Origin of the sequence: Streptomyces griseomycini (assembly GCF_014203535.1) — a bacterium.
In the GTDB taxonomy this organism is placed as follows: domain Bacteria; phylum Actinomycetota; class Actinomycetes; order Streptomycetales; family Streptomycetaceae; genus Streptomyces; species Streptomyces griseomycini.
In genome coordinates this window covers 262575-285916 of record NZ_JACHJI010000005.1, presented here as the reverse complement: position 1 = coordinate 285916, position 23342 = coordinate 262575, and the positions used below count along the sequence as shown (strand labels likewise).

Annotated in this window: 20 protein-coding genes and 1 pseudogene; 8 read left to right on the top strand and 13 right to left on the bottom strand. The window is 72.1% G+C overall.

Annotated features, from left to right (window positions below; all coding sequences use genetic code 11):
• Nucleotides 1-96: 96 nt before the first annotated feature.
• The gene (locus FHS37_RS15865; protein WP_184821608.1) at nucleotides 97-636 is read right to left on the bottom strand and encodes a peptidoglycan-binding domain-containing protein; all 540 of its coding nucleotides are present in this window, start codon (nucleotides 634-636) and stop codon (nucleotides 97-99) included.
• 595 nt (nucleotides 637-1231) lie between these two features.
• Here FHS37_RS15865 and FHS37_RS15860 point away from each other — a divergent pair.
• A complete protein-coding gene (locus tag FHS37_RS15860) occupies nucleotides 1232-2653 on the top strand; it encodes an amino acid permease (protein WP_184821607.1) in 1422 nt (473 codons plus the stop codon).
• A gap of 72 nt (nucleotides 2654-2725) precedes the next feature.
• Here the strand turns inward: FHS37_RS15860 and FHS37_RS15855 are convergent, their stop codons facing one another.
• The 6 genes from FHS37_RS15855 to FHS37_RS15835 form a co-directional block, all read right to left on the bottom strand.
• The gene (locus FHS37_RS15855; protein WP_184821606.1) at nucleotides 2726-2896 is read right to left on the bottom strand and encodes a hypothetical protein; all 171 of its coding nucleotides are present in this window, start codon (nucleotides 2894-2896) and stop codon (nucleotides 2726-2728) included.
• 610 nt (nucleotides 2897-3506) lie between these two features.
• Entirely contained in the window at nucleotides 3507-3941 is a 435-nt protein-coding gene (locus FHS37_RS15850; protein ID WP_184821604.1) for a hypothetical protein, read from the bottom strand.
• Between the two features lie 738 nt (nucleotides 3942-4679).
• Entirely contained in the window at nucleotides 4680-6326 is a 1647-nt protein-coding gene (abc-f, locus tag FHS37_RS15845) for a ribosomal protection-like ABC-F family protein (protein ID WP_184821602.1), read from the bottom strand.
• A gap of 430 nt (nucleotides 6327-6756) precedes the next feature.
• A complete protein-coding gene (locus FHS37_RS39385; RefSeq protein WP_229889882.1) occupies nucleotides 6757-6963 on the bottom strand; it encodes an e9imm peptide in 207 nt (68 codons plus the stop codon).
• A 215-nt stretch (nucleotides 6964-7178) separates the two neighbouring features.
• Nucleotides 7179-7766: a hypothetical protein gene (locus FHS37_RS15840; RefSeq protein ID WP_184821600.1), complete on the bottom strand. Its 588-nt coding sequence runs from the start codon at nucleotides 7764-7766 to the stop codon at nucleotides 7179-7181.
• A 414-nt stretch (nucleotides 7767-8180) separates the two neighbouring features.
• A complete protein-coding gene (locus FHS37_RS15835; RefSeq protein WP_184821599.1) occupies nucleotides 8181-9485 on the bottom strand; it encodes a beta-propeller fold lactonase family protein in 1305 nt (434 codons plus the stop codon).
• A 628-nt stretch (nucleotides 9486-10113) separates the two neighbouring features.
• Between FHS37_RS15835 and FHS37_RS15830 the strand changes: the two genes are divergently transcribed.
• Nucleotides 10114-13149 carry a 3-keto-alpha-glucoside-1,2-lyase-like domain-containing protein gene (locus tag FHS37_RS15830; protein WP_184821598.1) on the top strand — a complete coding sequence of 1012 codons (3036 nt, stop codon included), beginning with the start codon at nucleotides 10114-10116 and terminating at the stop codon, nucleotides 13147-13149.
• 460 nt (nucleotides 13150-13609) lie between these two features.
• Here FHS37_RS15830 and FHS37_RS15825 read toward each other — a convergent pair whose 3' ends face one another.
• A complete protein-coding gene (locus tag FHS37_RS15825) occupies nucleotides 13610-13984 on the bottom strand; it encodes a DUF6223 family protein (RefSeq protein ID WP_184821597.1) in 375 nt (124 codons plus the stop codon).
• 230 nt (nucleotides 13985-14214) lie between these two features.
• On the opposite strand from FHS37_RS15825, the gene FHS37_RS15820 reads away from it, so the two are divergent.
• Both FHS37_RS15820 and FHS37_RS15815 read left to right on the top strand, forming a co-directional pair.
• Entirely contained in the window at nucleotides 14215-15342 is a 1128-nt protein-coding gene (locus FHS37_RS15820; RefSeq protein ID WP_184821596.1) for a sensor histidine kinase, read from the top strand.
• Nucleotides 15339-16001 (top strand): response regulator, encoded by a 663-nt coding sequence (locus FHS37_RS15815; RefSeq protein WP_184821595.1) that lies wholly within the window; start codon nucleotides 15339-15341, stop codon nucleotides 15999-16001. The genes FHS37_RS15820 and FHS37_RS15815 overlap by 4 nt, the downstream gene beginning before the upstream one ends.
• Nucleotides 16002-16090: 89 nt before the next feature.
• On the opposite strand, the pseudogene FHS37_RS39380 reads toward FHS37_RS15815, so the two are convergent.
• The 3 genes and pseudogenes from FHS37_RS39380 to FHS37_RS15805 form a co-directional block, all read right to left on the bottom strand.
• Nucleotides 16091-16607 (bottom strand): annotated as a pseudogene (locus tag FHS37_RS39380) (YncE family protein); the annotation flags it as partial.
• A 230-nt stretch (nucleotides 16608-16837) separates the two neighbouring features.
• Entirely contained in the window at nucleotides 16838-17398 is a 561-nt protein-coding gene (locus FHS37_RS15810) for a GlcG/HbpS family heme-binding protein (RefSeq protein WP_184821594.1), read from the bottom strand.
• Nucleotides 17399-17623: 225 nt separating this feature from the next.
• Nucleotides 17624-18601, bottom strand: coding sequence for a helix-turn-helix transcriptional regulator (locus FHS37_RS15805; RefSeq protein WP_184821593.1), 978 nt, complete (start codon nucleotides 18599-18601; stop codon nucleotides 17624-17626).
• Between the two features lie 135 nt (nucleotides 18602-18736).
• On the opposite strand from FHS37_RS15805, the gene FHS37_RS15800 reads away from it, so the two are divergent.
• From FHS37_RS15800 to FHS37_RS15790, 3 genes are all read left to right on the top strand, one after another.
• Complete coding sequence (locus tag FHS37_RS15800; protein ID WP_184822134.1) at nucleotides 18737-19132, top strand: RidA family protein; 396 nt, start codon at nucleotides 18737-18739, stop codon at nucleotides 19130-19132.
• A 283-nt stretch (nucleotides 19133-19415) separates the two neighbouring features.
• Nucleotides 19416-19796 carry a VOC family protein gene (locus tag FHS37_RS15795; RefSeq protein ID WP_184821592.1) on the top strand — a complete coding sequence of 127 codons (381 nt, stop codon included), beginning with the start codon at nucleotides 19416-19418 and terminating at the stop codon, nucleotides 19794-19796.
• A 277-nt stretch (nucleotides 19797-20073) separates the two neighbouring features.
• Complete coding sequence (locus tag FHS37_RS15790) at nucleotides 20074-20736, top strand: class I SAM-dependent methyltransferase (RefSeq protein ID WP_184821591.1); 663 nt, start codon at nucleotides 20074-20076, stop codon at nucleotides 20734-20736.
• 938 nt (nucleotides 20737-21674) lie between these two features.
• On the opposite strand, the gene FHS37_RS15785 is transcribed toward FHS37_RS15790, so the two are convergent.
• Complete coding sequence (locus FHS37_RS15785; RefSeq protein WP_184821590.1) at nucleotides 21675-21863, bottom strand: hypothetical protein; 189 nt, start codon at nucleotides 21861-21863, stop codon at nucleotides 21675-21677.
• A 46-nt stretch (nucleotides 21864-21909) separates the two neighbouring features.
• On the bottom strand, nucleotides 21910-22332 hold the full coding sequence (locus tag FHS37_RS15780; protein WP_184821589.1) for an Hsp20/alpha crystallin family protein: 423 nt from the start codon (nucleotides 22330-22332) through the stop codon (nucleotides 21910-21912).
• Between the two features lie 402 nt (nucleotides 22333-22734).
• Between FHS37_RS15780 and FHS37_RS15775 the strand changes: the two genes are divergently transcribed.
• Nucleotides 22735-23157 (top strand): Hsp20/alpha crystallin family protein, encoded by a 423-nt coding sequence (locus tag FHS37_RS15775; protein WP_184821588.1) that lies wholly within the window; start codon nucleotides 22735-22737, stop codon nucleotides 23155-23157.
• Nucleotides 23158-23342: the final 185 nt, after the last annotated feature.

Sequence of the window (23342 nt, the reverse complement as noted above, 5' to 3'; positions counted from 1 at the left end):
TGGACGGTGCATGCACCGTCGAAGCCGAGCGGGACGCCCGGACCGACGACGGGAGCGGCGGGCACGGGAAGGAGTTCCCGTGCCCGCGGCGGGTGATCAGTAGGTGGCCGGGACGTAGGAGCCGTCGAACTTGACGTAGTAGACCTGCTCGTCGTAACCGGCCACGGTCTTCCGTTTGAAGGTCACGTCGTCGACGTCGCCCTCGTAGACGACGGAGCCCTTCTTGTTCACGGGGCCGAGGTTGTTGTCCGCGTGGGAGAAGCACTTGGGGTTCGCCTTGCCGGTCTGGCTCAGGCCCCTGCTCTTCTGCCAGTACTTGGTGGCCGACACGGTGCGCGAGTCGTATTCTCCGCTGATGTCGTCCTCGGTGAACTGGTGCAGGGTGCCTCCGCTGTCCTTCCAGTAGGCTCCGTCGGCCATCAGGACGGTCTGCCACAGGGCGACCGCGTTGCTCTCGTCGCCCTTCTGGAGCGTTCCCTCGTCGCCCCAGTCGTTGCGGGTCTTGCCGCTGCCGTCGACGACGCCGGTGTCCTCGGAGGCGTGGGCCGCGCCCGTCGCCGCGAATCCTCCGAGAACGGCACCCCCGGCCAGCACGGTCGCCATCGCCGCCCTGCGAAAACGCGTGTACGTGTTCATCTTCTTCCTTTCCTTGGGCCCTCGCCCCGCTGTTCCCGCGAGACCGGGAGGGCCGCCGAATCGACTGACTCGACCATCCGTGAGAAGGGCGGGCGGGGGACAGCCACGTGATTCCGGGGCTTGACATCCTCCCGTCCGTCCCGCAGGCATGCCCGGGACACCCGCCGTACGCACGGTGCCGGTGCCGCTGCGGACCGCCACCGGAGCGCGTGCCTGGTGCGCGCTCGGCCGACGAGACCCGCGACGGCGCCCGGACCGCTGGGATCGCCCTCCGTCCGCCCGACGGGACCCCACGCCCTCCCTGACCGGCGGGGCCCGCCCGGGCGGGCCCCGCCGCACCGGCCCCGAACGGGCCCGATCACTCCACGTGAACCCGGCGCCCGCCCAGGGGCCACGGGCGCCGGTGCAGCGGGTCCAGCCCCTGGCACCGCGGGACGATTCCCGGCCCCGGACCCGCCACGGCGCACCTTTTACGGCGCCGGACGGGTCCGTACAGGACAAAATAGCCCGATTTGGAGCAACCCCGGGCCATGCCGGACCATGGGCGCCGTCCCGGCGATCCCGGACAGCAGTTCGAAGAAAGGCGCACCACCCCATGCACGTCACCGGAACCGTCCCCCCACCGGCTCCGGCCCCGCAGGAGACCCCCGCGGCCCCCACCCGCCCCGCCGGCACCACCGGTGACCCGGGCCGGCACACCCGCCGTTTCGGGCTGCCCGTCGCCACCGCCCTGGTCATGGGCAACATCATCGGCGGCGGCATCTTCCTGCTCCCGGCCTCCGTCGCCCCGTACGGCACGATCAGCCTGCTCGCCTTCGGTGTCCTGACCGTCGGCGCCATCGCCCTCGCCCTGGTGTTCGGCCGGCTCGCCGAACGCGACCCGCGCACCGGCGGCCCCTACGTCTACGCCCGCGAGGCCTTCGGCGACTTCGCCGGCTTCCTCGCCGCCTGGGCGTACTGGATCACCACCTGGGTGTCCAACGCGGCCCTCGCCGTCGCCGCCGTCGGCTACCTCGACGTGCTGATCCCGGTGAACGACCACCGCTGGACCGCCTGCCTCGCCGCCCTCGCCCTGCAGTGGCTGCCCGCGCTCGCCAACTTCGCCGGCACCCGCTACGTCGGCGCCGTGCAGCTGGTGGCCACCGTGCTGAAGTTCGTGCCGTTGCTGCTCGTCGCCGTCGGCGGACTGTTCTTCTTCGACCCGGACAACCTCGGCCCCTTCCACTCCGGCGACGGCAGCGCGATCGGCGCGGTCTCCGCCTCGGCCGCGATCCTGCTCTTCTCCTACCTCGGCGTGGAGTCCGCCGCCGTCAGCGCCGGCGAGGTCAAGGACCCGCGGCGCACCGTGGGCCGCGCCACCGTCATCGGCACCGCGGGCGCGGCCCTCGTCTACCTGCTGGGCACGCTCTCCGTCTTCGGCACGGTCGCCCACGACCGCCTGGTCGACTCCACCGCGCCCTTCTCGGACGCCGTCGACGCCATGTTCGGCGGCGCCTGGGGCGGCTGGGCCGTGGCGCTCGCCGCGCTCGTGTCGATGACCGGCTGCCTCAACGGCTGGACGCTGCTCAGCGCCCAGACCCCGTACGCGGCGGCGAAGGACGGGCTGTTCCCCGCCGCGTTCGCGCGCAGGCGGCGCGGAGTGCCCACGGTCGGCGTCGGCGTCACCGTCGTCCTCGCCTCACTGCTGACCGTCTACAACTACGCCTCCGGCACGGCGAAGGTCTTCGAGATCCTGGTCCTCGTCACCACCTTCACCGCGACCGTGCCCTACCTGCTGGCCACCGCCGCGCAGATCTTCCACCTCCTCTCCGGACGCCGCGACCGCGTCGACCGCGCCCGGCTGGCACGCGACACCGTGATCGCCTCGACCGCGGCCGCGTTCTCCCTGTGGCTGGTCGCGGGCGCCGGGTACGCGGCCGTCTACCAGGGCGTGCTGTTCCTGTTCGCGGGCGTGCTGGTCTACGCGGTGATGGCAGCCCGCAGGCAGCGGACAGAGGCCCCGGCCGACGGACGGTGATCCAGCCGCGCACGACACCCTGACCCTCGGGACCCGTTCAGAGGACCGACGAGCGGGCCGTGTGACGGCGCCTCAGGACACGTACGGCTCCTCGACGTCCGCCGCGTACGCTTTCACGATCGCGGCGCGGCGCAGCCCGGGCGACGGTGTCATGAGGCCGCCGACCGTGCCGAACCCGTTCGGGACGGCCCGGAACGCGCGGATCGCCTCAGCCCGGGGAGCCGCGGCGTTCGCCATGGTCACGGTCCGCTGGGTCCCGGTGCGCAGCTCCTCGTCGATCGCCGCGGTGCAGGCGATGGCGGTGCCCCAGTGGGGCCCACCGCCCTGCGGTGCCGGTGCACCGCGTGGTCGGGGACGCCCCGGCCCAGGTCCGTCGGACGCGGTCCGCGTCCGACGGCCGTGTCGCGCCCGGCAGCGGCAACTGGTCGCAAGACCGCTCCCGTGGTCATGGCGCGGCCCTCGTGTTCCGCCACGAGGGCCGCGACCTGCGCGCCGACCGACCACGGCGCATAGCGGGAGAACGTCCACTCGTAGCGGGTCCGGGACGTCACAGCGACGCGGTCACCGAACCGGATGCCTCCGGCCGGTATCCCTCGGTCGACCCCGGCACCGCGTCACGGAACTCGGCCGCGGTGACCGCGTACCACTCCTGCCCTCCCGGCCCGCTGCTGTGCCGGGACGACTGTTCCGGTTCCGGGCCGCGCTCTGCCACGTCGCACACCGAGTCCGCAAGGCCACCCGCCGACAGGGCGTCCACCAGTGACGGAAGACCGAAGGCGCGCACGCCACCCCCAGAACGAACCATTCACCATGCCGTGCCCCGCGGCGGGCAGGGGCGGCGAACCCGTGGCCGTCACCGGTGGTTCTTCACGCCCTCGGCCATGAGGGAGAGGCCGACGCCCAGTATCCAGGCGTCCTTGGCCAGAGCGATGCCCTGCTCGGTCGGGCGCAGGCTGCCTTCCTGACGCATCCCCGGGGTGCGCAGGTAGAGGCCCAGGGTGCCGACGGAGAACGCGGTCAGCGCGGCCCCGGCGACGGCGGCGGGGACGACCGGCACGAGCAACGTGGCGGCAACGGCGATCTCCCCGGCGGAAAGCAGCCGGACGAACCGCTGGGCGTCGTACTTGCCCAGAAACGGGTACGTGGTGGCGGCGAACTGCTGCAGCCCCTCAGCGGTGGCCTCGTCGGCACCGCGTTTGGACAGTCCGGAGTTCAGGAAGAACGTGCCGACCGTGAGCCTGAGCGGAAGCTGCCGCGCTGCGGAGCGCCATGCCGATGCGGATGCCATGCCGAATCCCCTCATGACGTTGACCCACCTACCAGCGTGTCATCCACCCGGAGCATGTCAAATCGGGCGCCGTTCCCCCCGGTAGGTCCCGAAGCCCCGGCCAGGCCAGTGCAGGTGGACCCGCCGGTCTTCCGGACTTTCGTCACGTCGACGAGGACCGCCCGGTCGTCCTCGACGCGAATCTCACTCGGTGCCGACCCGCGAGGTCCGCCCACGCCAGCCGGTGGAAGCCGGGGCGCGGACCACCACCGGTGACATCCCTCCGCGATCCCGCCACCGGCACGCTCTCGGCGAGGAGGCCAACTCGCTGACGGCGCTGCTGAACCGGGGCGCTGCTGTCCGCCTCGACGACCTCCCCTCCCTGACCCCGTCCTCGAAACGGGCCTCCGTCATGTCGTCGGGGACCGACTCGGTACCGGACCGCCCCGCTCGGTCCCTCGTCCCGCCCATCGGGTCCGGCCCCACACCGGGTCGGGGAACCCCTGGGCAGTTCCCCACGCCGGTGGTGTTCGTCAACGCGCCGCCGGCGGTGACGGACCCCCTCGAACGCCATCGGACGCAGCGGCGCACGGGCTGCGGAGAGCGCAGCGGTGTGTCCGGCCGGACCGGAGCCGACAGTGATCACTTCCCGGACCGTGTCACTCACGTCGATCACCCACCTGGCCTCGGAAAGAGACCGGCCGGCGGCGGGACACGGCGGAACTCGCCTCTGCGGTGGGACGCCCCGCCCCGGCAGGGTCAGCACCTGCGGCCGCCGCACAACTCCAGCCGCTCTCCCGGGAACCGCCCGCAAAAGCCGCGGTCGTGCGAGACCGCGACCACCGCGCCCGGGTACGCCGCGAGCGCCGCCTCCAGGTCCTCGACCAGGTCGAGCGCGACGTGGTTGGTCGGCTCGTCGAGGACGAGGAGGTCCGCGGGCCGGGTCACCAGACTCGCGATCTGCAGCCGCCGTTGCTGCCCCGCGGACAGCGCCGCGACCGGGACGTGCAGGTCCTGCGCACGGAACAGGCCCAGCGCCAGCAGCTGTTCGGCATGTTCCTCCGGCAGCCCGGGCCGCCCGGCGGCGAAGGCGGCCAGCAACGGGAGCCGCGTGGAGCGCGCGGGCAGTTCCTGCGCCAGGTACCCGATCCGGGCAGGGCGGCGTACCGCGCCCGCATCCGGCTCCAGGTCGCCCGCGAGGACGCGCAGCAACGTCGACTTGCCCGCCCCGTTCTCGCCCGTGACCAGCAGCCGCCGGCCGGGCATGATCGTCAGCAGCCCGTCCAGACGCAGCCGCTCGCCGACGCCCACGCCGTCGAGTTCGGCGAGCGGGCGGTCGGCGGGATGCCCGCCGACCGTCGCCGGCGGCGCCGCCGTGAACCGCAGTGGTTCCGGTGGTGGTGCCACCGGGTTGCGCCGCAGGTGGGCCAGCCGCTCCCGGACCGCCCGCACCTGCCCGCCGAGCTTCGCCTCGTGCGAGCGGCGGTGCTTGCCGAAGCCCTGCCTCGGGTCCTTGCCGGTGGTGGCCAGCCGCCTCCCGGCGGCCTCGAGGAGTTCCTCCGTGCGGGCCACCTCCCGGAGCCAGTCCGCGTGTTCCTGCTCCGCGCGGCGTCGGGCGGCGGCCTTCGCGGCGCGGTAGCCGGCCCAGCCGTCGCCGTACCGGTGCACCGTGCGCGCGTCCCGGTCGACCTCGAGGATCGTGGTGGCGATGCGTTCCAGGAAGCCGCGGTCGTGGGTGACCGCGACGACGGTGCCGCGATGTGCGCGCAGGTGCTCCTCCAGCCAGCGCACGGCCGTCGCGTCGAGGTGGTTCGTCGGCTCGTCGAGGAGCAGCAGCTCGGGGGCGGCGGCCAGGACGCAGGCGAGCGCGAGCCGCGACTGCTCGCCGCCGGAGAGCGAGCCGAGCAGGCGGTCGCGGGTGATCCCGGCGAGCCCGAGTGCGTGCATGGCGGCGTCGACACGGGCGTCCGCCTCGTATCCGCCGCGTTCCTCGTACGCGGTCAGCAGCTCGCCGTACGCGGCGAGTTCGTCCTTGGGCGCCTCACCGAGGCGTTCCTCCGCCGCGCGCAGCCGACGCTCCATGTCACGCAGTTCGGCGAGGGCGAGGTCGACGGCGTCCTGCACGGTGCGGTCCGGGTCGAGGTCGAGGGTCTGGGCGAGGTGACCGGTGCCGCCGGGGAAACCGACGGTGATCTCCCCGGCGTCCGGGGCCTCGGCCGAGGCGAGCAGCCGCAGCAGGGTGGACTTGCCGGAGCCGTTCTCACCGATGACGGCGGCCTTCTCGCCCGGGCGGACGGTGAAGGAGACCTGGTCGAGGACGGTCCGGGTGCCGTAGGACTTGGTGACGTCCTTGACGGACAGCTGCGCCACGGCAGCGGGCACAGCGGTACGGGCGCGTTCGCGCATGTGGCTTTCCTTGGCATGAGAAAGGTCTACGGGCAGCGGAAACGGCGGCATCGGCCGTGCCCGTACTCAGACGAAGAAGAGGAAAGCCATGCGTCCACCATAACAAGACGATGCGTATCGTCTCTACCCGTGCGGAGTCCGTGATCCGCGCCGCCCCGTGCCGTCGGACCGGGAACCCGCCCACCGGACGGTCTGCCGATCGCGGCCGAGCCGCGCCGCCGGGAGCTGCCCGGTCGATCATGCGACCGCCCCGTGCCCGGGTCGTTGTCGTGAGCGTGGGCGGGGTGCAGTGGCGGGATCCTCCCGAGCGGTTCGGTCCCTGGAGGGGCCTCGACGACCGTCTGCGAACGCCACCGGATCCGGTCGGCCGACGGAACGCGGGAGCGTTTGTTGCAGCAGGTCCAGGCCGCTGCCGCCGTCGCGGCTCTGCTCATCCGGCTTCGGAGTCCGATTCCCGGCTCCACGGAGCGACTGGCCGACACGCCAGGGCCTGATCGACCACCCCATCAGCCGACAGCTCCCGCCCCGGCGGCCAGAAGATCAAGTCGCTGACATGTCCGGGCGGGCAGCCCAGGGCTCCGTCGAGCCTGTCCGGCCAGCCGCCCGCCTCGTCGTCCGAGGCGCAGTCCGCGTCCATGATCCGCTGCACGAGCGCGACCGCGTCCGCGCGACTCGTCCCCACGGCACTCGTCAGGTCCCTCCTCCAAGAAGTCACCCTGACGGAACGCGTGATCGCCCGGACAGTTCCTGGCCGAGGGCTCGCCACGTGCGGGGATCCGGTCGAGAGTGCCGGCCCTGTGCGGTTCCCCGTGTCCCTGACGGAGCGCTGCCCTTCGCCGGCGTTTCCGGCTGTCAGTCGAAGATGTCCAGGAGGTCCGGCCAGGAGCCTGCGTCGTCGGCGGGGCGGGACCGCATCGGGAGCGGATCCGGGTAGGTCTCCGCTGCGGCCCTCGCGCGGACGACGTCGGGCCCGCCGCACGCCGCGACCGCGAAGGCGCCGAAAACCTCGGCGAACGCGGCCGGGTCGCGGAACTCCACCCCGAACGCCCGGCCGTCCCGCAGCGGCACCCACACCACCCGGTCGGCCCGTGTCCATTCGAGCACCGGCTGGTCATCCGCGGTTGACCGTCCCTCCAGCCACAGCCGCGCCACGTGCAGCAGGTTCACCTTCTCCATCGGAAGCCGCTTGCGCCGCACCCGCAGTTCACGCGTCGTCAGCTCGACGCGCTGGTCCTTCTTCGGGTACCAGACGACGCCGACCCCGAACGGCACCCACAGCAGGATCCCCGTCATCGGCCAGACCAGAGCGTCGCCCCACGACCGGATCAGCCCGCCGTCCAGCAGGTACAGGGCCCCGAAGACCAGAACCCACTTCGCCGTCATCCGCCAGAATCCGCTGCCCTGCCGGTACAGGACCCGTCGCTTCCCCGTCATCACCATGCCCGCACGCTATCCACCGCCCCGCAGCTCACGGTAAGCGCCCTTCCCCACCGCGGGGCGGGTGGCGTCACCGGCGCCACCCCTCGATACGTCTCGCCCCGCTCCGCGGGCGTGCCGACGTCACCTGAACCGTTCCGACGAGCTCGTACACCGAATGCGGGACAGGGCCACTTGATTGACTGCCCCGCTCCTCGCACTCCTCGCAGCGGTGCGACGGACAGCAGCGGGCAGCGCGGTGGCGGGGTCGCACTCGGTGGGGCTTACGCGGACTCCTCAGGAACCGCGGGCTGCCGGGAGGCACCCAGCACAGCGCTCCTCGAGAGAGCCCGTCCGATCCGGCGGATCGGACGGGCTCTTCCCCCCGCAGGGGCTGGCCGAGGTGTCGGCCGTCCGGCTTCTGACGGCCCGGCCCGCCTACGAGACGATCTCCACCGTCACGGTGGCTGTGCCGGGCACGTGCGTGGCGTCACCCGCGTAGGTGACGACGTACTCCGGGTATCTCATGTAGTCGGCCGGCAGGTCGGTGAAGGCGAAGCTACCGTCGGGCTTCACCTTGACCGTCGCGATGGGCTCGTTGTGCCGCGTGACGGTGACCACCTTGTGCCTCGGGAACGGCACCGGGGAAGTGAGTTTCCCGCTGACCGTCACCGGCTGGCCGTGGGGGTGGGTCCGCGGCGCGGTGAGGGCGATGTTGCTGTTCGCCTTGTGCACGTCGGTGATGATGTCGAGGACGACCTCACCGGAGTAGGGGAAACGGGTGCCGAACAGGCGGCTGCCATCAGGGGTCCAGGCCACGCCCCGCTCCAGGAGCTCCATGTGGCCGTGGTTCAGTGAGACCGTGCGGAACGGGGTGGTCTCACCGGGCCGGTAGACAAAGATGTCCCAGTCCCCGGAGGCCCTCACACCCGCGGCCACGGTGCCGTCCGGGGCGATGGAGACGGCGTTGGGGTACGCCCCCGTGTCGTACGTCCCCTCCTCCGCCAGGTCCGGCAGCGCCCACCGCTGGTGGTAGTAGGTGCCGCCGTTCGCGGTGATCGCGCTGCGGCCGTCCGGCGCCACGGCCAGGTCCTCGACGTCGCCGACGCCGTCGGTGTGGGCGATCTCCTCGGCGCTGCCGGATGCCACGTCGTACACCCGCATCCCGGCCCCGCCCGCGCTTTCCGCGGCGACCAGCCGGTCGGGCGCGCCCGGTGACGAGGCGAGCCGGGGCTTGCCGTACCAGACCGGGTTGTCGTCCAGATCGACAGTCGGGGTGGTCTCGGCGACGGCGACGGAGCCGATGCCGCCGTCGAAGACGGTCGCCTGGTAGGAGAACCACAAGCGCCCGCCGGCGAAGGCGAGGTTTTCCGGCTCGGTGTCCGTCCCGGTGGGGAAGCGACGAGTCTCGGTCAGGGTGGTGGTGTCGATCTCCGCGATGGCGTCCGCCTCGGGAAGGGCGACGTACAGGCGGGACTCATCAGCCGTCTGTGTCATGCCGCGAGCTCCGTCGAGCCCTTCGACGGTCCTGATCACCTGCCCGTTGTGATCGGTGGCCACCACGGCGTCCTGACCGGGAGCAGACACGTAGACGTGCCGGCTGTCGACGAGGGTCTGCCAGTGCGAGGTCACCGGGAGCACGATGCTGTCCTGGGCCTGGGCGGTGCCCGGACCGGCGAGCAAGGTCACCGACGCGGCGATGGTGGCGAGTGCCGTTCCCCCAGCGAATCTTCGTATGCGCAAGTGCGTGATCTCCCCTTGGTACACGTCGGCCGCCTATGCGGTCGAGAGGTCAACCATAGAGCTTGGTACCGACAACACCCCGTGTAATTCCTGGTGTTCGGGGATGGGAGGGCGATCGCGGCGGAGCGGGACCGCCTTCTCGTGCCGCGGCACGGGCAGTTCCGCGTCCTTGGTGGTCTCACGGCGCAGCGACACCGACGGGACGGACAGCAGCCCCCGGCCCATCCCGTACGGCGGGGACACGGTCACTCAGACATGCTCCCAGCGGCCGAACCACACCACTCCCACCTGCGACGGCGGCTCCCCCAGACATGCTCCCAGCGGCCGAACCACACCACTCCCACCTGCGACGGCGGCTCCCCGAGCCGCGCAGGGTCGGGGGGCCACCCCGGTTGCCGCCGGGACGACTTGGTTCCGAGAGGCCAGATCTTTCAACTTTCCGAGGACAAAATGTGGACGGTGAGAGCGAAAGTCCATACCGTCTTGGTCGCAACCACTCCCCCATGCACAGCGCAACCCGCCATCGCTGGACCGCGGACACCCGCCTTCGCCGTTCGTCCGAGGCCGAAGGCTCGTTCACCCCTGACCAGGCGTCCGCAGTCCGTGCCCCCGAGCGCCAGGAGGAAGAGTGAGTCAACGGCCGCTTCGCCGGCTTCGCAGACGTGCTGCGGGGCTGGCACTCGCCGCAGTCGTCGTCGGAAGCTGGACCCCCGCCGCCGCCCAGTCGGCGGCCCGGACCGCCGCGGACGTCCCGCCGCAGGAACCCGGAGTGACCCTGCGCGTCTTCGACGTGCAGGTGCCCTTGAAGAAGATCTGCGAGCTGAAGGGCGGTCAGACGCCCAACATCGACAAGCTGATGCCCACCGTCGACTGGACGACGGACGCGGACTTCGGCATGGCCGGCAACTTCGTCTCCCACGTCATCGCGAACCTCCAGGTACCGCAGGACGGTACGTACGCCTTCCGTCTGATCAGCGACGACGGCTCACGCCTGCACATCGGTGACCGGGAGGTCATCGACCACGACGGCCTGCACGGCGCCGATCCCAAGGACGGCACCGTCGACCTGACCGCCGGTCCGCACCCGCTGCGCATCGAGCACTTCGAGGCGGGCGGCGGTCAGCAGCTCACCCTTCAGTGGAAGCCACCCGGCGCCGCGGACTTCACCCTCGTGCCCAACTCGGCGCTGAGCACCGACGCCGGAGTCGTGCGCGTCACCGCGCCCGGCCGCAAGGAGTGCGTCGGCGGCCAGGACAGCCCGGGCGACGGCCTGCCACTGGCCGACGTGCATCCGAACTACACCCTCACCGACCTGCGTCCCGCCGGTTTCGAACCCAAGGTCTCCGCCATGGACTGGCTGCCGGACGGCAGACTGGCCGTGTCCACCTGGGGAGAGAGCGAGACCACCGACGGGGAGGTCTACCTCCTGGACAACGTCACCGGGGACACCGGTCCGGAGAAGGTCACGGTCAAGAAGGTCGCCTCGGGGCTCAAGGAGCCCATGGGCATCAAGTACGTCGACGGCAAGCTGTACGTCTCGGAGAAGCACCAGCTGACCGAGCTGAACGACCACGACGGCGACGAAGTCGCCGACGGGAAGAAGAAGATCGCCTCCTGGCCCTACGGCGGCAACTTCCACGAGTTCGCCTTCGGCCTGCTCTACGACAAGGGCAGCTTCTACCTGAACCTGTCGGTCTCCATCAACTACGGCGGCGCCACGACCGACCCGCAGCCGGCCGAGGGCGGCCGCGGCACGACCATCAAGGTCGACAAGGCGACCGGAAAGGTCTCCTACGTCGCCGGAGGCCTGCGCACTCCCAACGGCATCGGGTGGGGCCCGGACAAGGGCATCTTCGTCACCGACAACCAGGGCGGCTGGCTGCCCTCCTCGAAGCTGGTGCACATCAAGCGGGACCGCTTCTTCAACCACTACACGCGGTACCGGGACGGCACGGGCGAGGACGTCTCCTTCCGGCCCGGCCCCTTCGACGACCGTCCGGTGACCAAGCCGGTCCTGTGGCTGCCGCAGAACGAGATCGCCAACTCGCCCAGCACACCGCTCATGTTGAAGAAGGGGCCCTTCGCCGGGCAGATGCTCTTCGGCGACGTCACCTACGGCGGACTGCAGCGCGCGAGCCTGGAGAAGGTCGACGGCGAGTACCAGGGCGCCGTCTTCCGTCACACCCAGGGCCTGGAGGCGGGCGTCAACCGCATCAGCGTCGGTCCCGACGGCGCGATCTACGCAGGCGGCCTCGGCGCCGACGGCAACTGGGGCCAGGAGGGCAAGCTCCGCTTCGGTCTCCAGAAGCTGACCCCGAACGGCACCAACGCCTTCGACATCCACTCGATGCGCGCCACGCGCAACGGCTTCGTCCTCAAGTACACCCGGCCCCTCTCCCAGGAGACCGTCGAGAGGATCGCCCAGAGCTACCAGGTCCGCCAGTGGCGCTACTCGCCCACGCCCGAGTACGGCGGCCCGAAGATCGACGAGGAGCCGCTGACCGTGTCCCGCGCCGTCGTCTCGGACGACCGCAAGCAGGTCCGGCTGGACATCCCCGGGCTCAGGACCGACCGCGTGGTGCACGTCCGCTCCCCGCGTCCCTTCGCCGCGGACGACGGCGAGACCCTGTGGAGCACCGAGGCCTGGTACACCCTCAACTCGATCCCCGGCAAGGAGGCGCCCGTCACCGCCTACGAGGCGGAGGAGGCCAAGCTCAGCGGCGGCGCCGGCATCAACAAGGACCACCAGGGCTACTCCGGCGGCGGCTTCGTCGACCGCTACGGCGCCCCCGGCGCCACCACCGCCTTCCGCGTCGACGTCGCCAAGAAGGGCACGTACGACGTGGGGCTGCGCTACGCCAACGGCCCGCACCCCTTCCACGGCGACAAGAAGATCAGCCTCTACGTCAACGGGGACAAGGTCCGCCAGACGGTGCTGCCGCCGACCGCCGACTGGGACACCTGGGCGACGCGGAGCGAGAGGCTGACGTTGCGCAAGGGCGTCAACACCATCGCCTACCGGTACGACGACGGCGACGACGGCCATGTCAACCTCGACATGATCCACCTCAACCGTCCCGGAGAACGCATCGACCTGTTCGACGGCGGCAGCCTGTCGCAGTGGCAGCACACCGACGGCCGCGCGGTCGAATGGCCCCGGACCGAAGGGGGCTCCGTCGAGGTGTGCTGCGGGGACATCCGCACCAAGCGGAACTTCGGCGACCACAGGTTGCACGTCGAGTTCCGGGTCCCCGAGCTCCCCGACGACGTCACCGGCCAGGACCGCGGCAACAGCGGCGTCTACCTCCAGAACCGCTACGAGATACAGATCCTCGACTCCTACGGAGTGCCCGCCCTCGCCGACAACGAGGCCGGCGCCATCTACAACCAGAAGGCGGCCGACAGCAACGCGTCGTCGCCGCCCGGGACCTGGCAGTCGTACGACATCGTCTTCCGGGCCGCGCGCTACGACAGTGCCGGAGAGGTGACCGAGAAGGCTCGGGTCACGGTGGTGTGGAACGGCAGGACGGTCCACGACGACGTGGTCATCGACGGGCCGACCGGCGGTGGCATCGCCGAAGGCCCGGCCACCGGACCGATCAAGCTCCAGGACCACGGCAACAAGGTCCGCTACCGCAACGTGTGGGTCGAACCGCTGAGCTGATCGACCGCACGCCGCGACCCGGTCGCGCAGGGGACGGCCACCCCCGTCAGGCCGTCCCGTGCGCGGAGTGCGCCGGGTGCTCCCCCGCGCCGGCGGGCCCGCCCGCCGGGAGTGCCGAGTGCACGGGGCAGGGCCGCGACCGGCGAAGGGCGCTCGGACGGGCGACGGTGCGGGCGGCGGCCCGGCGACGGTGCTCCGGATCCCGCACCGAGCGCTCAAGGTGACAGGGGGCGCCCGGGTGACCGGGCACGGCTCGACAACCGCCGGGCGCGTGCGCCCGCCACCGCGGGCCCGGCCCGTCCGGCGGATCGTCCCGGCCGTCGGGCCGGTCGGCTGCCTCGCCCCGGCCTTCACCCTCCCGGTGTCCCCGGGCGATCCGGGGCGCCGCGGTCCTGGCCCCCGGCACCGCCTACCGGACCCGGCGTGCGGTGGCCGCACGCACGCCGTGACCCGGTGGCGGTCAGACGGGCATCCGACCGGCGGGCCGGTCGGCGCGGTGGCAGCGGGTCAGCGCCCGGCGGCCGAGGAGCACCGCGCCCAGCCCCAGCGGGACGGCCGCGACGGCGCCGACGAGCCCGTTGCCGGTGCCGGGACCACCGCTGGAGGTGGCCAGGTGCAGCACCGCGAGGACCGTGCCGACCGTCCCCACTGCGACGGCCGCCGTCCCTGCCGTGCGCGCGTTGCCGGTGTTGATCCGGCGGTCGGCACGGGCCAGGGCCAGCCAGCCGATGACCAGCCCGAGCAGCCCTGCTCCGAGGGCCAGGTTGGCGCCGGTCCGCCCGTCGCCGATGATCCCGCCCTCGGCGGCCGCCACCAGTGCTGTTGAAGCGCTCATGCCGCTCTCCTCTCTTCTCCGTCGCTGATTGCGCGGTCCGATGTGCCTCGAGCATGCGAGCCGGACCCCCGGCCGGTCGTCCGGCAGGCGCAGGCACTTCCCGCTGCCGCCGCTGCGGCACCCGGATACCGCGGACGCCGCAGACGGCGCGCTGGTACCGCACACGCAGTAGCCGATCACTCGTCCGGGAGCCGGACTCGTCCGCCACCGCATCCGGCTACGGTGCACCCATGGACAAAGGACGGTTCGCTGTCCCGGCCGGAGTCACCGACTGGGCGATCGCCGTGGGCGTGGCGGCGCTGCTGCTGGGCACGGGGCTGTCCGGGCCGCACCCGGCCGGGGACCGCGAGCTGCTCGGCTCCGCGCTGCTGGCGGCCGGCGGGCTGGCGCTGGCCGCGCGACGCCGGGCACCGCTCGCGGTCCTGTCCGTCACCGGACTGTTCGCGGTGGGCCACCAGGCGGCCGGGTTCGAGGTGCTCGCCGTCTCCTACCTGGTCGCGGTCTACGGCGCGGTGCGCGCCGGGCACCGCGCCGTCGCGCTGGCGGCTTCCCTGGGCCTGCTGGCCGTGCTCCACCTCACCGCCCTGGTCTCCCGGGACGGGGCCGTGCGCGAGGTCGTGGCGCAGGCCCGGAACACCCTTGAGCTCGCCTGGCTGATCGCCGCGTTCGCCGCCGGGGAGGCGGTGCGGCAGGCCGAACGGCGGGCGGACGAAGCCGAGCGCACCCGCGAGGAGACCGCGCGACGCCGGGCCGACGAGGAACGGCTGCGCATCGCGCGGGAGCTGCACGACTCGCTCACCCACCAGATCTCGGTCATCAAGGTGCAGTCCGAGGTCGCCGTCCACGTGGCCCGGCGGCGGGGCGAGCAGGTGCCGGAGGCCCTGCTGGCGATCCAGGAGGCCGGCCGGGAGGCGAGCCGGGAGCTGCGCGCGACCCTCGAGGCTCTGCGCGACGACGACACCACCCCGCCGCACGGACTCGACCACATCCCGGACCTGGTGAAACGGTTCCAGGCGACCGGCCTGGAGACGACACTGGCGGTCGAGGGACATCCGTACGCCGTGCCGGCGGCAGTGGGCCGTACCGCCTACCGGATCGTTCAGGAGTCGCTCACCAACGTGGCCCGGCACGCCGCCGCCACCACCGCCTCGGTGCTGATCGACTACCGTCCGGACGCCCTCGCCCTTCGCGTCGACGACAACGGAAAGGCCACCCCGCGCCCCGTGCCGACGCCCGGCCTCGGACTGCTCGGCATGCGCGAACGCGTCACGGCCCTGGGCGGCCGGCTGCGCACCGAACCGCACCACGCGGGCGGCTTCACCGTCCAGGCCGAACTCCCCACGAACGGAGCGCCGTGATCCGTGTCCTGCTGGTCGACGACCAGCCGCTCATCCGCAGCGGCTTCCGCGCGCTGCTCGACCTCGAGGACGACATCGAGGTGGTGGCCGAGGCCGCCGACGGCCAAGAGGCCCTGGCACTCGTCAAGGAGCAGCTGCCCGACGTCGCTCTCATCGACGTCCAGATGCCCGTCATGGACGGCATCGAGGCGACCCGGCGCATCGCCGCGGACCCGGACCTGGCCGGTGTGCACGTCGTCATCCTGACCAACTACGGGCTGGACGAGTACGTCTTCGACGCGCTGCGCGCCGGCGCCGCCGGCTTCCTCGTCAAGGACATCGTGCCGGAAGACCTCCTGCACTCCGTACGCGTCGCCGCCCGCGGCGACGCCCTGCTCGCGCCCGCGATCACCCGCAAGCTCATCGACCGGTACGTCACCCAGCCGCCCCTCTCCCGTGCCGGCAGCGGGCTGGAGGAGCTGACCAGCCGCGAACGCGAGGCGGTCGCCCTGGCCGCACAGGGCCTGTCCAACGACGGGATCGCCGACCGCCTGGTCATCAGTCCGTCGACCGCCAAGACCCACATCAACCGGGCCATGGCCAAGCTCCACGCCCGCGACCGCGCCCAGCTCGTGGTCCTCGCCTACGAATCCGGTCTGGTGACCCCGCGCACCCCGTGACCCCGCGCGCCGCCAGGACGTACAGCGACGACGTCCGTTCGGACCGTCCCGGGACCGCGCCCTGAACGACGGCGAACCGGCCCGTCCGCTCAGGGACGGATGAGGATGTCCCGCTCCTCACGGCGACGGGGCAGGAGGAACAGCGTGCACGCACTGCGCGACCCGCCGCCCTGCTGGAGAACGGCGATGCCCAACGGCCGTTCACCGGCGGCCAGTCGGCGGACCCCGCCGTTGTCGAGGTCGACGACGCTGATGCCGTTCCCGTAGCCGTCGCGGGTGAAGCCGCCGGTGACGTGGGCGGTGCGCTCGTCCGCGGAGACGGCGACGTGTTCGTGCGGGCCCTCCAGCGGGGTCGCCTTCTCCTTGCCGTCCTTCGTGCGGACGGTCAGCGACGGGCCCTCGTCCCGGGAGGGGGCGACCGGGCCCGTAGTGCGGTTTCAGCCAGGAGCCGAACCCGCCCTCGGTGCCGTACGGGGCGACCTCGACGCGGCGGGTTCCGTGCGTGTGCGCGTCGACGACGGTGACGTCGACGGAGTCGTGGTCGGTCACGTAGACCTCGCGGCCGTCCCGCGAGACGTCCACGTCGAGACGGTCGGCGCCCCCGTCAGGGGCAGTCCGGCCAGGGTCGGTCGGGTCCCGGACGTCCCGGCCGCGGTGACCGCGGCGAGGTGGAGCCGGGTCGCGCGCATCCGGGTGACCGCGGCCTTGACGGCGCGGGGCAGTGGCACGACGACGGCCTTCCCAGGTGACAGGCGCCCGTCCGGGGACGGGCGCCGGTACGACTGCCGGTGGCGCCGGGGCGGGGCCTCGCGCCACCGGACGCTCACGGGCGGGTTTCAGTCGAGGGCGTCCACACCGGCCCGGGCGAACTTCTCGTCCAGGGCGCCGGAGGGCGCGCCGGCCACGCCGATGCCCGCGATCGGGGCGTTCTTCGCGGTCACGGGAGCACCGCCCGCGAGGAACAGGGTGCCCGGGATGTCCTTCAGCGTCGGGGCGTTGTCCAGCCGCTTGACCAGCTCGGAGGTCGGCGCGTTCCAGGCGACGGCGGTGTACGCCTTCTTCACGGCCGACTCGGGGGACTGCGGGCCGGCACCGTCGCCGCGCAGGGTGACGATCGTGTTGCCGTTGCGGTCGACGACGGCGACGGTGACCTTCTGGCCCTCCTTCCCGGCGGCGTCGAGCGCGGCCTGCGCGGCCTTCACGGCGGCGTCGATCGTCAGGTGAGTGGTCGTCGTGGTGGCGTTGCCCTTGACGTTGGCGGCCGGGGCGGCGACGGCCCGCGCGGTGTCCGAGGCGCTCGCCGAGTAGGCGCCGAAGCCGCCCAGGGCGACGGCCGCGGCGAGGGAGGCGCCGGTGATGGCGCGGGTGCGCTTCGAGGCCTTCTTGACGTGCTTCATCAGAATCGATCCCCAAGGATGTGAAGGGTGGCCGGGGCACCGGTCACCGGTGTGTGTCGAGGAGGCTCGGGCGTCCGGTGCTCCCCGGTTCCCGCCGTCCTGCTCCGGCATCGATCCTGGGCCCGGAACCGGCCCCGTCCCCTCGGCGGACCGGCTGGACACGGCGCGCCGAGCGGCCGATGCCCGGGTCATCCGATCGGTTGACCCCGCAGGGGCCCGGCACCGTCAGGTGGATGACGCTCCGTAGCGGGTGGCGATCGCGGCGGCGCGGTCGCGCAGGGAGTCGCGCAACCACTGCGGGGTCAGGGCTTCCGCGCTCGTGGCGAGCTGCCACAGCGCCCATTCGGCGTGCCTCGAGTCCTGGAAGGTCACGTCCAGCCGCAGCCAACCGTCCGGGTCGGCTTCTTCGGCACGGACGGACAGCGCGGTGCTCACCAGGTCCTCCCGCCGCGCCGGGTCCACCCGTACCAGCACGGCGACTTGGTCCCCGCCGGTCCGAAACCGCGTACTGCGTTCCCGCCAGGCCCGGTCCAGATCGACCCGGTCCGGTCGCTGTGCGGGTTCGTCGAGTTCCTCGGCGGCCAGTACCCGGGACAGCCGGTAGGTGCGGTCCTCGCCGGACCTCGTGGCCAGCAGGTAGCCCTGGTCGCGTACGGTGACCAGACCGACCGGGTCCACCGTGCGCCATTTCGGGGCCTGGTCCACAGCCGCGTAGTGGATGCGCAGCCGGTGTCCGGCGAGCACCGCGCGCCGGACCTCGGTCACCACGGTGTCGGGTACCTCCTCAGTGACCAGCCGGCGCGAGAGGAGGTCGGTCCCCGGATCGACCAGCAATCGCTCGGCAACGCCGGCCGCCGTGTCCCGGTAGCTTTCGGGCAGCGCGTCAACCACCTTGAGCATGGCCGAAGCGAGCGCCGAGCCGAGGCCGAACACCTGCGCGCCGCGCTGTGATCCGGCGACCAGCAGGGCGAGCGCCTCGTCGTGGTTCAGTCCGGTGAGGTCTGTCCGGAAATCGGGCAACAACGCGAACCCGCCGTGCCGACCGCGTTCGGCGTAGACCGGGACTCCGGCTGCGGACAGCGCCTCCACGTCGCGCAGCACGGTGCGGGTGGACACCTCCAGCTCGCGGGCCAGCGTGGCCGCGGACAGCCGACCGCGCTGGCGCAGCAGCAGGACCAGCGAGACCAACCGGTTGGCGCGCATGCGAAAACCCTACCGAAATACGTGACACAGGATGTCGTGGTTCGTTGGGAGGCTTTCCACACGACGTCGAAGAGGGCGGCCACCGGGCCGCTGGACGTACGTGCTGTCGTCGAATCGAATGGAGCTGATGTGGCTGTGGAGCGAACGGCGGTCAATCCGTGGACGTGGTCGGTGGAGATGGGCTACAGCCAGGGTGAGATCGTCTCCGGGCACACCCGGACCCTGTACTGCGCCGGACAGACCGCGATGAGCCGCGACGGCAAGCCCCGGCACGCCGGTGACATGGCGGCGCAGTTGGCGCTGAGTGTCGACAACCTGGAGGCCGTTCTCGACGAGGCCGGCATGTCCCTCGTGGATCTCGTCCGCCTCAACGTCTACACCACCGACGTCGATCTGCTCTTCCAGCACTACGGCGTGCTGGCGTCGCGGTTGGGCGCCGCCGGGGTGGCACCGACCACCACGATGCTCGGGGTGACGCGGCTGGCGCTCCCCACCCTGATGGTCGAGCTCGAGGGGGCCGCCGTCGCGTGATGCGGTCTCACCGCCTCCGCTCCCACCCGAACGCGACGCCCGCGGGGTGATCGACCGGATCGAGAGGTGGCACCGGGGCCAGAACTCGGCTGCACCACTGCGCGGCCTGCGGACCCACGGTCCTCGGCCGTCGGCCCGGCCGGGCGAGAACAGGGCCTCGAAGAACCCTTCACGCCTGCTCGCCTCGCCCGGTACGGTCTCGATCACGTTCCCACTGCGGGCAGCCCGAGAGTCCCACGCGCGGCCGCCCCGGCGGTTCTCGCGCGGAGAGTAGGTTTCGTCGATGGCATGTCGTATCAGTGAGCTCGTGCTCGGTTGCCGCGACCCCGAGGTGCTGGCGCGGTTCTGGTGCGAGGTCCTGGACTTCGTGGTGCTCGATCGCGAAGGGGGCGACTGCATCGAGATCGGGCCGCGTGAAGGGTTCGGCGGCCCGCAGCCGACGATCGTCCTCAGCCGCAGGGACGAGCCGGAGCCGGGGAAGTCCCGGCTGCACATCGACGTCAACGCCACCGACCGCGATCAGGACGCCGAGCTCGAGCGCCTGTTGAAGCTCGGGGCGCGCCCGGCCGACGTCGGCCAGACCGGCGAGGAGCAGTGGCATGTTCTCGCCGACCCCGAGGGCAATGAGTTCTGTCTGCTCAGGTCCCGCCTCAACCCGCTCTGACGGCTCTGTGTCCCCGGTGCGGCCGGGGGACGACGGCAGCGACGTGCTGTCGGCGATGCGGGGCGCCCGCGTCCCTGGGGCCCCTGCCGCCGGCGGCCGGCACGTCACCCGACGTGGTCCTCACCGGGATCCGCCGGCACCGGACGTGCCCGCCCCGGGCCGGGCGCCGGCCTTGCCCGCGCGTCCCGGCGAGATGACCGGTGGCCCGGTCGAACGGGCGGCAGGGAAGATCGTGATCTTCTGGCTCGCCTCGGTGTCAGGGACTACGGTCGTGGGCATGAGCGAACACGACGCCCTCAGCGCCACCCGCGAGGCCTACGACGCTGCCGCCTCCGTGTACGCGCAGCTGTTCCGCGACGAGCTGCGCGACAGGCCTTTGGACCGCGCGGTTCTGAGCGCCTTCGCCGAGGTCGTCAGCGCGAGCGGGAACGGTCAGGTCGCAGACCTGGGGTGCGGACCCGGTCATGTCACCGCTCACCTGAATGAGCTGGGGCTGGCGGCGTTCGGCGTCGACGCCTCTCCTGCGATGGTCGGGTCGGCTCGGGAGGCCTACCCGGACCTGCGGTTCGACGTGGGCTCGATGGCCGCGCTGGACATCGCTGACGGCGTGCTGGGAGGCGTGCTCTCCCGTTGGTCCGTCATCCACACTCCGCCGCGGGAACTCCCCGCCACCTTGGCGGAGTTCCACCGTGTGCTGGCGCCCGGCGGCCACCTCCTGGTCGGCTTTTCGGCCAGCGACGGTCCGTCTCACCCGACGCAGGTCTTCGATCACGCGGTCGCGCCGGCCTATCGCTGGTCGCCGGATCACCTCGCCGCGCTGTTGCGCACGGCCGGGTTGGTCGAGGTGGCCCGGATGGTTCGCGAGCCTCAGCCCACCGACCGGCGGCAGTTCAAGGAGATCCACCTGCTCGCCCGCAAAGTCCGGGCAGGGGCTGCCTGATCGGGAACGCGGCCGCGCCCAGCCTGCCGGACGGGGCGCCGTCGTGCTCCGGGCGCCGACTCCTGGTCAGGGCTCACCGCCCGTTCCTGCGCCGCGGCATCACCTTCCGGCACGTCAGGCCCCGGAAGGAGTGACGCGGGCCCGGACGCGACGCCGGGCTCGACCGTATCGACCGGGTGCTGGAACGCCTCACGGACCGGGTGTCCGGCCCGCCGCAGGTTCCTGCCGGGCAGGGCGGGGCGAGCCCGACCGCCTGCCGGTGACCTGCCGCCGCAGCCTGGCCGACCGTGGGCGGCGGACTCCGCCACCGCACCGCAGGCCGCCGCGGACGAGGCGGAACGCGGACGCCGGGTCCACGGCGCGTGTGACCTTCCGCCCTACGACGACATGTGAGGCGCCCGCGGCAATGGCGGCCCGTGGTGTGCCGGGACGGGCGTGCTCGACAGGGGAGTCACCGGGCAGAGCGAGGACGCGAAGCTCCGGGAAGTCGCCGGCCGCATCGACGGCAGCAGCCATGATGCCGGTGCCCCCATGCTGTGCACGGTCACCATGGAGACGCCGAGATCTCCTGCCGTCCAAGGCGACGACGATCTGGCCGGTTGGATCCACGACGTCACTCTGACCTCCCCACCCGCACCGCTCCCCACCGGTCCCTGGCCGGCCGGCGTCCGCCGGGGACGTCGAAGGGCCCGCGCGTTTCGCCGGCACCGTCTCGGCGCCGGCGACCGCCCTCCGGGCAGCCCGGGGGGCGCTCCTGTCCGCTGCGGTCAGCCGGTCAGGGTGCGCGCATGAGCGCCGGGGGGCCCTGGTGAGAACGCCGCTCGTGCCGAGCCGCGGCAAGCGGGCAGCCGCCTTCCCGTGGCGCGGCGGAGGTGCGGCAGCCTCGACCGCGGAGAGGCGCCCGCGGTGCGCACGCCTCTCATCCGGCCGCCCCGAGATCACCTCGTCCAAGCCGTCCTGGCGTGCTCGTTGGTGCTCAGGACGGTGCGCAGTCGCTGGTAACGGTCGAGGTCTTCCCAGGTGTCGTGGTCAGGCGGACTGGGGTTGCGGCGTCCGGTGCGCCAGGCCCAGGCGCTGGCGGTGATACCGGCGAAGAGGGGTATGAGCAGCCACAGTAGGGCGCCCATGGTTCGGGCCTCCTTCGGTGCGACGGGACGGACGGGCAGGCGGGGCTCAGGAGGTCAGCTGCTTGGGTGCGCCGCCGGATATGGCGATCCTTCGGGGCTTGGCGTGTGCGGCCAGCGGAATGCGCAGCGTGAGGACGCCGTTGTCGTAGGCCGCCTCGGCGGCAGCCGTGTCCAGAGCGTCGGACAGGACCAGGCGGCGGGTGAACCTGCCGGTGGGCCGCTCGGTGAGGACGGGACGGGCGTCGGCCGGGATCGGGGAGGGCCGTTCGGCGGTCAGGGTCAGCGTGCGGCGCTCTGTGGTCAGCTCGATGCTGGAACGGTCCATACCCGGCAGGTCGAACTGCAGGTAGAGCGCGGTGTCGTCGCGCCAGGCGTCTGCCGGGATGACGGTGCCGACCGAGGCGTCGGCATGCGTGAGCTGATGCGTGAGCCGGTCGAGATCGCCCAGAACGCCCGTACGCGCAAGCATGTCCAACTTCTCCCTCCCTGAAAGCAGGCCGCAGGTGACCGCGGCCCGACGATCGAGTACGCCTATCCATATAGCCGACCGAAGGATTACTGACAAGCTGCGACTGCACGAAGTTGACAGCAGGAGACTCAATACCCTCTTACGCACAGTGAGAATTCGGCCGTCCGGGGCGGTCCGGGTCGTCGGCGCACGGAAGGCCGGAAGGGGCTGCTGGTGACGGAAGAGACGGAGCCCGCCGGGCGGTGTCCACCTCCGGTCCGGAGGCCGACGCGGTCCGGCTGCGGCAGGCCATCGCCGATTGCCTCGAAAAAGTTGAGTCGACAGTTGTCAACTTTACGGCGTAGTGGTACATCAGAAGTAGAGCGAACGGACGCGGGAACGACCCTGAAGGAGGGATGACAGGTGCTGATGCGGACGGATCCCTTCCGTGAGCTTGACCGGCTCGTCGAGCGGGTCTGGGGCACGGCCGCGCACCCGGCGGGCATGCCGCTGGACGCCTGGCGCGAGGGTGAGACGTTCTTCGTGGAGCTGGACCTGCCGGGCGTGGAGCCTGAGTCCATCGACCTCCACGTCGAGCGCAACGTCCTGACCGTGAAGGCCGAACGCAAGCCGGCGCACGGCGAGAACACCGAGACGGTGGTCACCGAGCGGCCCGCGGGGACGTTCAGCCGACAGCTGTTCCTCGGCGAGACCCTCGACACCGAGAAGATCGAGGCCTCCTACGAGGCCGGTGTGCTGAAGCTGCGGATCCCGGTCGCCGAGCAGGCCAAGCCACGCAAGATCGCCATCAGCGGCGGCAGCGATCGCAAGGAACTGGGCAGCTGACGCTACAGCGCTACCCCCTTTCTCCGGGGTCTCGGGCATCGGCCCGAGGCCCCGACGCCGTCCCTGGCTTCCGGGGGCGCGCCGGCCGCTGCACATCCACCGGTCCCTCGTCCGCCTGCGGCAGGTGGGGCGGGGTGGGCAGTGTGCGCGGCTGCGACGCAGCCTGACGGCGGCGTGACCAGGAA

Excerpts from the sequence above, each read along its gene's own strand:
- abc-f (WP_184821602.1), bottom strand. The coding sequence starts at position 6,326 with ATGCGCGAACGCGCCCGTACCGCTGTGCCCGCTGCCGTGGCGCAGCTG.
- FHS37_RS15860 (WP_184821607.1), top strand. The coding sequence starts at position 1,232 with ATGCACGTCACCGGAACCGTCCCCCCACCGGCTCCGGCCCCGCAGGAG.
- FHS37_RS39385 (WP_229889882.1), bottom strand. The coding sequence starts at position 6,963 with ATGGACGCGGACTGCGCCTCGGACGACGAGGCGGGCGGCTGGCCGGAC.
- FHS37_RS15810 (WP_184821594.1), bottom strand. The coding sequence starts at position 17,398 with ATGAAGCACGTCAAGAAGGCCTCGAAGCGCACCCGCGCCATCACCGGC.
- FHS37_RS15840 (WP_184821600.1), bottom strand. The coding sequence starts at position 7,766 with ATGGTGATGACGGGGAAGCGACGGGTCCTGTACCGGCAGGGCAGCGGA.
- FHS37_RS15865 (WP_184821608.1), bottom strand. The coding sequence starts at position 636 with ATGAACACGTACACGCGTTTTCGCAGGGCGGCGATGGCGACCGTGCTG.
- FHS37_RS15795 (WP_184821592.1), top strand. The coding sequence starts at position 19,416 with ATGGCATGTCGTATCAGTGAGCTCGTGCTCGGTTGCCGCGACCCCGAG.
- FHS37_RS15785 (WP_184821590.1), bottom strand. The coding sequence starts at position 21,863 with ATGGGCGCCCTACTGTGGCTGCTCATACCCCTCTTCGCCGGTATCACC.
- FHS37_RS15805 (WP_184821593.1), bottom strand. The coding sequence starts at position 18,601 with ATGCGCGCCAACCGGTTGGTCTCGCTGGTCCTGCTGCTGCGCCAGCGC.
- FHS37_RS15825 (WP_184821597.1), bottom strand. The coding sequence starts at position 13,984 with ATGAGCGCTTCAACAGCACTGGTGGCGGCCGCCGAGGGCGGGATCATC.
- FHS37_RS15780 (WP_184821589.1), bottom strand. The coding sequence starts at position 22,332 with ATGCTTGCGCGTACGGGCGTTCTGGGCGATCTCGACCGGCTCACGCAT.
- FHS37_RS15790 (WP_184821591.1), top strand. The coding sequence starts at position 20,074 with ATGAGCGAACACGACGCCCTCAGCGCCACCCGCGAGGCCTACGACGCT.
- FHS37_RS15850 (WP_184821604.1), bottom strand. The coding sequence starts at position 3,941 with ATGGCATCCGCATCGGCATGGCGCTCCGCAGCGCGGCAGCTTCCGCTC.
- FHS37_RS15820 (WP_184821596.1), top strand. The coding sequence starts at position 14,215 with ATGGACAAAGGACGGTTCGCTGTCCCGGCCGGAGTCACCGACTGGGCG.